The organism is Novosphingobium hassiacum, from assembly GCF_014196055.1.
GTDB classification, from domain to species: domain Bacteria; phylum Pseudomonadota; class Alphaproteobacteria; order Sphingomonadales; family Sphingomonadaceae; genus Novosphingobium; species Novosphingobium hassiacum.
In genome coordinates this window covers 133159-145345 of sequence record NZ_JACICY010000007.1, presented here as the reverse complement: position 1 = coordinate 145345, position 12187 = coordinate 133159, and the positions used below count along the sequence as shown (strand labels likewise).

The window sequence follows — 12187 nt, the reverse complement described above, 5'->3', positions numbered from 1 at the left end:
CGAACGCATTGGTTAATGCTTCCGTCCAGAACCTGCGAAGCAATACGGGGTCACGGACTCACCGAACCTTCCCCTTATCCCGGCTACTGGACGGCGACGTGCCGATCTTCAGCCAGGGAACACCATGCGAAAATTCAACATTTCGGTCAAGATCGTCACTGCCTTCGCCATTCTTCTGGCGGTCATGGCTTCGATCGGCGTGCTCGCGATCACCAAGACCGGAGCGGTCAACGCCATCGCGACCGAACAGCGAGACCGCTGGATGCCGGCGGCAGCCACGCTGGGCGACATTCATGCTTACACCTCACAGTACCGCTTGAAGCAGGATGAGATGTTCAACGCGTCCGCACCGGACGCCATGGCTCGCAACCAGAAGCTGCTGCGCAATGCCCGCAGTGTAATTGACGCAAGCCTGGACGACTACGGCAAGCTTGCCGTGGTGCCGGAGCAGGCCACCGCGCTCAAATCGATCCGCGACGCATGGGATGTCTACGCCCGACAGGACGAGACCATGCAGAAGATGACGTTGGGAGGCGACGGCGCAGGTGCGCAGGCGATGCATGATGCAGAGGGCCTCGATACCTTTTATGCACTCGAAGATTCCATCCTGGCCGCAATCGAGACCAACAAGAAGGCGTCCGATGGCGTCGCAGCACAAAGCGAACAGATCTACCGCTCGGGCCGCACGATTACGCTCGCCGCAATCACCTTCGGTCTCGTTACGGCGCTCGTGATGCTTGCGCTGCTGATGCGTGACATCGCCCGGCCCGTCAGACAGATGTCCGAGGCTGTCCGTCGCCTGCTCGACGGGGATCACGCAATCGCGATCCCGGGTCTCAACCGCCAGGACGAACTGGGCCACCTGGCCCGCGCACTCGATCAGTTCCGCGATGTCTTCGCGTCCGACCACGCCCGCGCCGAAGCCGAAAACGCCCGCGCGCGCGAAACGCAACTGACGATCGACGCGATCGGTGAAGGCCTGACCGCGCTCGCGGACGGCAACCTGACGTTGCGCGTTCCCGAGAACGGCAGCGGCGCACTTGCCAAGCTTCACGTCGATTACAACGCCGCCGTTGCCGAACTGGAGCGGGTCCTTGCCAAGATCGCGGACGGCTGCCACACGATCAGGCTCGGCACGGATGAGATTGCCAGCGCATCGACCGATCTTTCGCTGCGCACCGAACAGCAGGCCAATTCGCTGGCCGAGACATCGCGGACGCTCAACGAATTCACGACCTCGGTCAAGACCACTGCCGAGAACGCCAAGCAGACCAGTTCGCGTCTCACAATCGCGCGCGACACTGCCAATGGCGTTGGCGACACTGCCAACCGCGCCGTCGCTGCCATGCGCAGCATCGAGAGCAGTTCGCGCGAAATGGCCGAGATCGTCAACGTGATCGACGGGATCGCTTTCCAGACAAACTTGCTTGCGCTCAACGCTGGCGTCGAGGCAGCCCGAGCGGGCGAGGCAGGTAGAGGCTTTGCCGTCGTCGCAACCGAAGTGCGCGCTCTGGCTCAGCGTTCGTCGGACGCCGCCAAGTCCATCCGCGAACTGATCGGCAAGAGCACTGGCGAAATCAGCGGCGGCGTCGCCCTCGTTGAATCGAGCGGCGACGCGCTGCGCCAGATCGTTTCGGAAGTCAGCGCCGTGTCTTCTCTGGTCGAAGAGATCGCCGATGCGGCCGGAAAACAGGCCGCTGGCATCGCCGATATCTCGACGATGGTGGGCTCGATGGATGCGTTCACCCAGCAGAACGCCGCCATGGTCGAGGAAAGCTCGGCCGGAACGCGCAATCTGGCGTCGGAAACCGTCGCTCTGGTGCAGCAGCTCGGCCGGTTCCAGCTTGGCGGTACGGCGCATCACGCAAGAGCCGAAAAGCCCGCCGCCTATGCATTCGAGGCTGCCGCCACTGCCCAACCCGCGCCTGTCCTCCGGTCAGTCCTGCAAGCGCGGCACGCACCCCCGATCGTCGGAAATACCGCGCTCAAGGCCGACGATTGGTCCGAATTCTGACTCGCCTTTCCTCAACCATGTACAAGGATATAAGCCAATGAAAATGATCGGAAAGTTTGTCCTCGGCGTGACTGCGCTGGCGCTGACCACGACTGCCGCGTTTGCACAGGCAGCAGACTGGCAACGCCAGGTGACGCGCATCATCGCATCCAAGCAGACTTACCCACGCTCGGCGCAGATGCGCGGCGAGGAAGGGACGGCCCGTGTCAAGATTTACGTCGGTGCCGGTGGCGCGATCGAACGCGCCGAACTGGTCGCGCCGTCGGGTTCGGCTACACTCGACAAGGAAGCGCTGTCGATGACCACGCGTGCCGGCTCGGTTCCGCCCCCGCCCGGCGGAGCGACGGCGCTGGTCGTGCCATTGACGTGGAAACTGCTCTAATCCGACATCTGTACCGGTCTACCCCTGCCGGTCAGCAAGACTGGGGCGGTCCTTCGCAGGACCGCCCCATTTTTATCAGGCGACGCTGAATGTCAGCGCGCCGTCGCCTTCGTCGATCCGCACGGTACTGCCGTCGGGGATTTCGCCACCGAGCAGCTTTTCGGCAAGCGGGTCCTGCAGATGCCGCTGCACCGCCCGCTTCAACGGCCTTGCACCGTAGACCGGATCGTAGCCGACGCGGCCCAACCAGCGTTTGGCCGCATCGGTCAGGTCGAGGACGATCTTGCGGTCCTTGAGCAGCTTCTGAACACGTCCGACCTGGATTTCCACGATCGGAGCCATGTGCTCCTGGCCAAGCCTGTGGAACAGGATGATCTCGTCCAACCGGTTCAGGAATTCCGGGCGGAAGTGGCCGCGCACGATGTCCATCACCTGCGGCTCGACCGCCTGCACGTCCTGCCCTTCTTCCAGATTGGCGAGGTACTGACTGCCAAGGTTGCTGGTCAGGATGATCAGCGTGTTGGTGAAATCGACCTGCCGCCCCTGTCCGTCGGTCAGGCGACCGTCGTCGAGAACCTGCAACAGCACGTTGAACACATCGGCATGTGCCTTTTCGACCTCATCGAACAGCACGACCTGATACGGTCGTCTGCGAACCGCTTCGGTGAGAACGCCACCTTCGTCATAACCAACATAGCCCGGAGGCGCGCCGATCAACCGGCTCACGGAATGCTTTTCCATGAACTCGGACATGTCGATACGCACCATCGCGCTGTCGTCGTCGAACAGGAAACCAGCCAGTGCCTTGGTCAGTTCGGTCTTGCCGACGCCCGTGGGCCCCAGGAACAGGAAACTGCCCAGCGGACGGTTCGGGTCCTGCAAACCTGCCCGCGCCCGGCGCACGGCCTTCGATACTGCCAGCACCGCGTCCTTCTGGCCGATCACGCGCTCGCCGATCACGTGCTCCATCTTGAGCAGCTTCTCGCGCTCGCCTTCCATCATCCGGTCGACCGGAATGCCGGTCCACTTGCTGACGACCGCCGCGATGTCCTCTGCGGTCACTTCCTCGCGCAGCATCGCATTCTGGGTCACGCCCTGCGCCTCGGCTTGCTGCCGCTCCAGATCGGGGATGCGCCCATAGGCAAGCTCGCCCGCCTTGGCGAGATCGCCATTGCGCTGCGCCTGCTCAAGTTCGATCCGCGCCGCGTCCAACGCTTCCTTGATCTTGCCTTCGGCGGCGATCTTGTCGCGCTCGTTCTGCCAGCGCGTCGTCAGTTCGGACGACTGCTGCTCAAGGTTGGCCAGTTCCTCGCGCAAGGTCGCCAGCCGGTCCTTCGACGCGACATCGCTCTCCTTGGCGAGCGCCATTTCCTCGATCTTGAGCTGGATGATCTTGCGGTCGAGCTTCTCGATTTCCTCCGGCTTGCTTTCCACTTCCATGCGGATGCGGCTGGCAGCCTCGTCCATCAGGTCGATCGCCTTGTCGGGCAGGAAGCGATCGGCGATGTAGCGGTGCGACAGGGTCGCCGCCGCCACGATCGCGCCATCGGCGATGCGCACGCCATGGTGCAGTTCGTACTTGTCCTTGATCCCGCGCAGGATCGAAATCGTGTCCTCCACGGTGGGCTCACCCACGAACACCGGCTGGAACCGCCGCTGCAACGCGGGGTCCTTCTCGACGTACTTCTGGTATTCATCCAGCGTCGTCGCACCGATGCAATGCAGTTCGCCCCGCGCCAGCGCGGGCTTGAGCAGGTTCGAGGCGTCCATCGACCCTTCGGAAGCACCCGCGCCGATCAGCGTGTGCATCTCGTCGATGAACAGGATGATCTCGCCCTCGGCACCCTTGACCTCGTCGAGCACCGCCTTGAGCCGTTCCTCGAACTCGCCGCGATACTTCGCGCCCGCGATCAGGCTGCCCATGTCGAGCGCCATCAGACGGCGGTCCTTGAGGCTGTCGGGCACGTCGCCATTGGCGATACGCAGCGCCAGCCCCTCGGCAATCGCGGTCTTGCCGACGCCGGGTTCGCCGATCAGCGCGGGGTTGTTCTTGGTCCGGCGCGCCAGGATCTGCACGGTCCGACGGATTTCTTCATCACGGCCGATCACCGGATCGAGCTTGCCGTCACGCGCAGCCTGCGTCAGATCACGCGCATACTTCTTCATCGCGTCATAGGCGTTCTCGGCGCTCGCGCTGTCGGCGCTGCGGCCACCGCGCAGCGCAGTGATCGCAGCTTCGAGCGCCTGCGGCGTGACATTCGCGGCCTTCAGCGCCTGCCCGGCAGCCGTCGTGCTGGCGAGCGCCAGGGCCACGAGCATGCGCTCAACCGTGACGAAGCTGTCGCCCGACTTGGTCGCGATCTGCTCGGCCGAATCGAGCACGCGCACGGCGTCGTTGTCGAGCCCCGGCGTCTGCTGCGCGCCCGAGCCCGAAACCGCAGCCAGCTTGCCCAGCGCCTTGTCGACTTCGGCCTGCGCGACGGCGGGATTACCGCCCGCACGCTGGATCAATCCGCTCGCCATGCCTTCGCTATCCTCAAGCAGTGCCTTGAGGATATGCTCGGACGTGATCCGCTGATGGCTCATGCGGATGGCTACAGTCTGGGCGGCTTGCAGAAAGCCCTTGGCGCGGTCGGTGAATTTCTCGAGGTTCATAACTTGAGTGTCCTCCTGTTGCGCAGAACATGGTGTGGCTTTTGCGCAACACAAGGGCCACGCCGACGAAAGTGCGATAGCACTCGATACGGGGCGTTGTGTTGATCGAACGCAAGAAGGGTTTCACGCAGGGACGCCGAGAGAAAGGGAGACGCGGAGAAGAGGAATTGGTCGTGGCTGAGCCATAGGCCAGCTTGGATTTCTTCCTCCGCGTCTCCCTTCTTCTCTGCGGCTCTGCGTGAAACAGCAAAGTGCTTACTTCGCCGGAGCATCCGCCTTGGCCGCACCCGGCGCGAATTCCTTGCCGAAAAAGCTGTTCGCGTACCACTTCGGCCGCTCGTCCCCGTTCGCGAGGCCCAGCACCGTGAAGTAATTCACCTTGGCAAACAGCGCCCCCGCATCCCAGTTGAACGGCAGCTTCAGGTCGTCGCTCGGCTGGTGGTAATGGGTTTTGAGGAAGTCGCGGAACGCCTTTTCACCCGGCCCTGCAAACCCGGTCATCATGAACACGGCAGGCACGCCCTGCTGGACGAAGCGGTAGTGATCCGAACGCGTGAACAGCCCTTCCTCGGGCATCGGGTCGGGCGAAAGCTTGATGCCCGCTTTCTTCGCCGCTTCGGCCACGATCGGCCCCATCGTCGAATTCTCCGCGCCGAACGCCACCACGTCCGAGAACATGTACGTCAGCACCGGCATGTCGAAGTTGACGACCGCCACCAGATCGCTTTTCGCAACGGGATGGCGCGCGAGGTAGTCCGATCCGATCAACCCGCCTTCCTCTCCCGTCAGCGCCGCAAAAAGCACCGAACGGCGTGGACGGTCTTTCGCCACCGCCTTGGCCACTTCGATCATCGTCGCCACGCCCGAAGCGTTGTCCATCGCGCCGTTGTGGAGCGTGTCCTCGCCCTTGCCGTGAATTCCGATGTGATCGAGGTGTGCCGTCATACCGACGAATTCACCAGCCAGCTTCGGATCGCTACCCGGCAGCATCGCGACCACGTTCTCGCTGATCACGTCCTTCCACGTGCTCGCCAGCGTCAGGCTCGCCTTGCCCGGCAGCGCAAAGCCCTTGGGCCGCCCGCCCTTCTTGTCGGCCTCTGCCAGAATCTTGGCCAAGGGCTTTTTAGCCGCAGCAAACAGCGGCGTGGCGGCATCGGGATTGAGTGTGATCGAAGCCTTGATGCCCGGTGCGCGGCTGAAAGCCTTGCCGTCGCTCCCGACCCATCCCTTGGAGGGACCATCGGAAATCGCAACGCGCTTGTCCCAAGGACGTCGCGCGGTGTCCTCGTTGGTCGGCACCGAGATCACGGCAACCGCGCCACGCTTCATCGCCATCACGGCCTTGTCCGAATTGAGATGCGCGCCAAGCTCGCTCGGCATGCCCTTGGGAAAGCCGGTCAGCACGACAACGATCTTGCCCTTGACGTCCAACCCCCTGTAATCGTCGAAGCCAAGATCGGGCCGATCGAAGCCGAAGCCTGCAAACACCATCGGCGCATCGAGCGTGACCGCCTTGTCGCCAAGGCTCGGCCGCACCAGCACCTGCGCAGTGTCGGACAGCACCGTGTCCTTGCCGCCAAAGGTCAGCGTCAGCTTTGGCGCACCATCCAACCGCGCCTCGCGAACGGTAAGCTTCTGGAAGAATGTGCCATCGGGTGCGGCGGGCTTGAGCCCCATCATCGTGAACTGGGAGGCTACATAGTTGGCCGCGATGTCGTACCCGCGCGAACCGGTATCGCGGCCTTCCAGCAGGTCGTCGGCCAGAAAGGTGACATGCGCCCGCACGGCGTCGGGATCGAAAGTCGGTTCCTGCGCGTAGACAGGCGTCGCCACAGTAACGAGCAGGGCGGCAAGAAGGGCTGGCTTGACGTTCATCGGTCTCTCTTTGTCGTTGGTCGAAACGGGTCCAAGCGGCCCCTTCCGGTTTCGGTCGGTCCGCTTGCGCGCACGCGAGAATGCGCACAAAGAAGTTTCTTCACAAACTAAATCTGGAGCAACCTATTCCGGCTCTGTTCAGGCCGGAAATGTTCTGGAACAACTGCCTTCATCGCGTGGCGCCCCTTGGAGTCACGACCAAATTCGGGAACATCATGCAGCGTTTCATCTCCGCCAGCCTGCTCGCCATTGCCATCGCCGCACCAACGCACGTCATCGCCCAGGAAGCAAAGCCCGCCCCGCTTGCCGACCTCGTGTCGAAGGTCACGATCCCTTACGAAAGCTTCAAGCTCGACAATGGCCTGACCGTGTTGGTCAACACCGACCGCAAGGCGCCGGTCGTCGCCCTGTCCGTCTGGTACGGGGTTGGCTCGAAAAACGAACCCAAGGGCAAGACCGGCTTCGCGCACCTGTTCGAACACCTGATGTTCAACGGCACCGAGAACGTGCCGGGCGATTTCTTCCAGCCGCTCCAGCAGGTCGGCGCGACCGATCTTAACGGCACGACCTGGTTCGATCGCACCAACTACTTCGAAACCGTCCCCACCGCCGCGCTCGACATGACGCTGATGATGGAGAGCGACCGCATGGGGCACCTGCTCGGCGCGGTAACGCAAGCAGTACTCGATAACCAGCGCAAGGTCGTCCAGAACGAGAAGCGCCAAGGTGACAACAACCCGTTCGGCATGGTCGAATACGAGCAGCTCGAAAACCTCTACCCCTCGGGCCACCCCTACCATCACTCGACCATCGGCTCGATGGCGGACCTCGATTCTGCCAGCCTCGATGACGTGAAGGGCTGGTTCAAGGATCACTACGGCCCCAACAACGCGATCCTCGCACTCTCGGGCGATATCGACCTTGCAACCGCCAAGGCCAAGGTCACCAAATGGTTCGGCGATATCCCTTCAGGCCCGTCGGTAAAGCCGGTCAGCGCTCCCGTGCCGACCCTGCCCGCCCCGCTTGCCAAGACGATCAAGGACCAGGTCGCCACCACGCGTATCTACCGCATGTGGGCGGTTCCCGGCCTCGACAATCCCGACTACCTGCCTCTCGACCTTGCGGCATCGGTTCTCGGCGGCCTCGCCTCGTCACGTCTGGACGATGCGCTGGTGCGCCAGCAGAAGGTCGCCGTCGCGGTGTCCGCCGACGCGGAAATCTTTGCGCAGGCAGCTCAATTCGTCGTCAAGGCCGACGTCACCCCGGGGCAGGACCCGGCCAAGGTCGCCGCCGCGCTCGATGCCGCTATTGCGCAGTTCGTGAAAGAAGGCCCCAGCGCCGACGAGATGCTCCGCGCTGCGACCAGCGCGACCGCTGGAGAAATCCGTGGCCTCGAACGCACCGGCAGCGGCAGCGGCAAGGCGCCGACACTGGCCGAAGGGCTGCTCTACAACGGTGATCCCGAGCATTACCGCAAGGAGCTCGCCCGTATCGCCGCGATGAAGCCGGGTGAAGTTGCGGCGGCAATGCAGAAGTGGCTTACCCGCCCCGCCTTTGCCCTGACCGTCGAACCCGGCGCACGCGTCGAAGGCGGCGAGGGCCGTGGTGGCTTCTACACCAACGAAGCGACCGGCAACCGCCCGGCCTACTTCCGCGATCCGGACATGCAGGCCAAGGGCGCGCCTGCCTCCAGCGTCGCCAAGGCTGACCGTTCGAAGCTGCCCGCCGTGGGTGAACTGGCCCCGCTCGATTTCCCCTCGATCGAACGCGCCACGCTCAAGAACGGCATCCCGGTGTTCTTCGCACGCCGCGCCGCCGTGCCTACCGTCGCCGTCCGCGTCAGCTTCGATGCGGGCTATGCCGCCGATCCGAAGTCGGCTCTGGGCACGCAGTCGCTGCTGCTTAGCCTGATGAACGAAGGCACCGAAAAGCTCGACAGTTCGGCCCTTGCACGCGAACGCGAACGCCTCGGCGCGGTCATCAGTCTGTCAGCCAACACCGACACCACCTCGTTCCAGCTCGATGCGCTGTCTTCCAACCTTGCCCCCTCGCTGGGACTGTTGTCGGACGTCGTGCTGCACCCCGCGCTCGACCCCACCGAACTGGAGCGCGTCCGCACCCAGCAACTGGCTGGCATCGCTGCTGAGATGAAGAACCCCCAGTCATTGGCAGCGCGCGTGCTCAATCCGACGCTCTACGGCACGCAACACCCTTATGCCTTTCCCCCCAGTGGCACCGGCGATCCGGCGGTGGTCAAGACGCTGTCCCGCGCCGATCTCGCCGCGTTCCACGCGCGCTGGTTCCGCCCGGACACCGCGCAGATCTTCGTCGTCGGCGACACCACGCTCGATCAGGTCGTCAAGATGCTCGACGGCTCGTTCGGCAGCTGGAAGTCCAACCGCATGGCGCGACCGACCAAGGACTTCTCGGTCGCGATCCCGGCGCAGAAAGCGCGCGTGATTCTCGTCGACCGCCCCGGCTCGCCGCAGTCGTTCATCCAGGCGGGCAAGGTCATCGACGCCAAGGGCACCGACGATCTGGTGACGCTGAACACCGCCAACGACATCCTCGGCGGCAATTTCCTCGGCCGGATCAACATGAACCTGCGCGAGGACAAGGGCTGGAGCTACGGCACCTTCAACGGCGTCACTGCGCCGCTCGACCGGGTCAAGTTCCAGATCATCGCGCCTGTCCAGACCGACCAGACCGGCGCTGCGATCGCCGAGATCCGCAAGCAAATCGACGCCTTCGTCGGCACAAAGGGAGTCAGCGCTGCTGAACTCGACTGGTCGACCAAGGGCAGCGCACGCGAGCTTCCCGGCATGTTCGAGACCAGCGGCGCGGTGCTCGAGGGTCTCGCCAAGATCGTCACCTACAAGCGCCCCGACAACTATTACGAGACGCTGGCCGCCCGCTACGAGAAGATGACCCCGGCCCAGGCCGACAAGGACTTCCGTGCAAAGATCTCGAGCGACAGCATGGTCTGGGTCGTGGTTGGCGATGCCGCCAAGGTAAAGCCCCAACTCGCCCAGCTCGGCCTGCCCATCGAGGAAGTCGCCGAAGCCAAGTAGCTCCCTTCCCCCTCCTCTTCAGAGGGGGGGACGCTCGATCCTTCTCCCCCTCCTCTTCAGAGGGGGACTCTTGATCCTTCTCCCCCTCCTCTTCAGAGGAGGGGGCCGGGGGGTGGTGACTTCCTGCTTCCTCCCACACGCCGTCTTGCTATTGACACATCTGTAGGTAGACTAACCCAACAACACCCGAGCGGAGAGTCGCCATGTCAGTTGCAGGCACCTATACTTGCGTAACCCACACCCCCATGGGCGATCAGACCAGCACCCTGACGGTCAACGAACCGACCGGCGACAGCTTCACCGGCGTCAATACCGGCATGACCGGCCCGATCGACGTGGAAAACGGCAAGGTCGATGGCAACACCATCACCTGGCAGATGAAGATGACCGTGCCGATGCCGATGACGCTCGACTGCAAGGCCACGATCGAAGGCGACACGCTGACCGGCACCGTGACAGCGGGCATGTTCGGCAGCTTCCCTATGGAGGGGACGCGGGTTTGATCGCACCGGCTGGTGGGGTGCTGCGTCACTCCACCAAAATCGTCAGAACTTTGCGCTGTCCATGATGGCAATTGCCTCGGACACACCGTCGTCGAAGTAATGCAGCGATGGACCGGTGAAGTTAAGGATGTACAGCCGACCCTCGACCACGGCCATGCGCACAACCCCTTGGCGGTGAAGGGGGCTGTCCGGCGTAATGTAGCGGTACCGCATCTGCATTGCCGAATGCCCGCTCAATTTGGCAGGCTCTTCGGAATCCCTGGTGAATTCGACGGCCTGTTCCTTCGCCCGGAACACGCGCTCGAACAAGTCCCCCAGTTCGAGAAGCATCATCGTGCTCTCGAAACGTGGCATCGGATTTCGCTTCTTGTCCTTGTCAGCATAGACAGTCGCGCCGCCCGGAACGGCTGCGAACAGATCAAATCGATTCAGGGCAAAGCCGTCGTGCGTCCATGTCACGCCTTGCTTACCCGGACGTGCGCTTGCCTGATTCCAGTCCGTGCCCGGCGTCACCGCCATCGTGCCAATCTTTACCGAAGCGTCAGCGGGAATGAGTTTCCAGCCAGCTTGCGCCGCCGTGGGAATGACACTCATGCCCAACGCCAGAGTGAGCGCAAGTGCGTAGAATCTCTTCATTTCAATTCTCCAGCAGCATCTTGAGCATGTTGGCGTCGGGGGCGGCAGGGTCACGCTTCAGAAAATCCGCCAAAGTGTCGCGCCCGGCAGGATTGCCAAGCTTTAGTTGGGCCAATCCCAATCCTCGCCAAGCCGATGACGGCGCTTCAGGCTTGGCGATCGCCTGCTGATAAAAATCCTGAGCGGACGCCAAATCGCGGGGACTTCCGTGCAACCGGTACAAATCGCCGCGCAAAGCCAGCAGAGGTGCATCCCAACCTAGCGCCTCGCCGCGCGAGCGGATGACGTAGTCCGCAACGGCAAAGTCGTTGCCCTTGATCAAAGCGTCGAACAGGATGGGAAGAACGACGCTGGTCGCGGCGCGATACCCCTCGGTCCCATCCTCGCCCCAATCCCCCACCTCGCTCTCCTGCTTGGCAAAATAGAGGAACCTCTGTTCATTTGTCGGGTGGTCGTCTGACAACGCTGGAACAAGTCTACGAATTTTGCGCAAACCTCGCTCTGCCCGCAATGCATCCTCTTCCTCGATCACACGGAGCCACACATACGACGCGCGCAACCGATAATGCGATCCGACCACGAGACCACCGGCGAGTATGTCTGCTTCTGTCTCCTGAAGCCGCGTAAAGGCGATCAACCCGATACGCAGGTCACGGATCGTATCGTTTGTATTTACCGCTGCAGCTGCACCCGCCAGCGCGATCCAGCTTGCCCAATCGTTCGATCTGCGCCGCTCGAGAAACTTGTTTAGGGAATGCCGCTTCTCAAAATGCGCGAACTCATGACCAAAGATTGCAGCCAATTCCGCTTCCGAATGCAGCCGCGCGAGCAGGCCAGTATTCACCAGCATCATCCCGTTCGGAAACATGCCTGCATTCATGGAGCTGTCTTTAACGACATAGATTCGTACCGATCCGCACCGTTCACTGCCGACCGTGTCGCACATCACCTTACGCAGAAAAGCGTCGAGCGACGCCTCGCGCAGCACTCTCGCCGAGTGCTGCAACGAGCGCTCGTACTCGTCGATTTCCATCCATAGGCCGCGTTCGTC

8 protein-coding genes are annotated in these 12187 nt (G+C 62.8%); 4 read left to right on the top strand and 4 right to left on the bottom strand.

Annotation, left to right across the window (positions count from 1 at the left end; all coding sequences use genetic code 11):
• Positions 1–124: 124 nt before the first annotated feature.
• Both GGQ88_RS14705 and GGQ88_RS14700 read left to right on the top strand, forming a co-directional pair.
• Entirely contained in the window at positions 125–2014 is a 1890-nt protein-coding gene (locus GGQ88_RS14705; protein WP_183614199.1) for a methyl-accepting chemotaxis protein, read from the top strand.
• 37 nt (positions 2015–2051) lie between these two features.
• Positions 2052–2396: an energy transducer TonB family protein gene (locus tag GGQ88_RS14700; RefSeq protein WP_183614198.1), complete on the top strand. Its 345-nt coding sequence runs from the start codon at positions 2052–2054 to the stop codon at positions 2394–2396.
• A gap of 75 nt (positions 2397–2471) precedes the next feature.
• Here the strand turns inward: GGQ88_RS14700 and clpB are convergent, their stop codons facing one another.
• Together clpB and GGQ88_RS14690 are read right to left on the bottom strand one after the other, a co-directional pair.
• Positions 2472–5051, bottom strand: a complete 2580-nt coding sequence (gene clpB, locus GGQ88_RS14695) for an ATP-dependent chaperone ClpB (protein ID WP_183614197.1) — start codon at positions 5049–5051, stop codon at positions 2472–2474.
• Positions 5052–5306: 255 nt separating this feature from the next.
• The gene (locus GGQ88_RS14690) at positions 5307–6926 is read right to left on the bottom strand and encodes a M28 family metallopeptidase (protein WP_183614196.1); all 1620 of its coding nucleotides are present in this window, start codon (positions 6924–6926) and stop codon (positions 5307–5309) included.
• A 215-nt stretch (positions 6927–7141) separates the two neighbouring features.
• Between GGQ88_RS14690 and GGQ88_RS14685 the strand changes: the two genes are divergently transcribed.
• Positions 7142–9997 (top strand): M16 family metallopeptidase, encoded by a 2856-nt coding sequence (locus GGQ88_RS14685; RefSeq protein WP_183614195.1) that lies wholly within the window; start codon positions 7142–7144, stop codon positions 9995–9997.
• Positions 9998–10200: 203 nt separating this feature from the next.
• On the top strand, positions 10201–10500 hold the full coding sequence (locus GGQ88_RS14680; protein ID WP_183614194.1) for a hypothetical protein: 300 nt from the start codon (positions 10201–10203) through the stop codon (positions 10498–10500).
• Between the two features lie 42 nt (positions 10501–10542).
• On the opposite strand, the gene GGQ88_RS14675 is transcribed toward GGQ88_RS14680, so the two are convergent.
• Both GGQ88_RS14675 and GGQ88_RS14670 read right to left on the bottom strand, forming a co-directional pair.
• Positions 10543–11136: a DcrB/PsbP domain-containing protein gene (locus GGQ88_RS14675; RefSeq protein WP_183614193.1), complete on the bottom strand. Its 594-nt coding sequence runs from the start codon at positions 11134–11136 to the stop codon at positions 10543–10545.
• Between the two features lies 1 nt (position 11137).
• Positions 11138–12169, bottom strand: a complete 1032-nt coding sequence (locus tag GGQ88_RS14670; protein WP_183614192.1) for a M48 family metallopeptidase — start codon at positions 12167–12169, stop codon at positions 11138–11140.
• Positions 12170–12187: the final 18 nt, after the last annotated feature.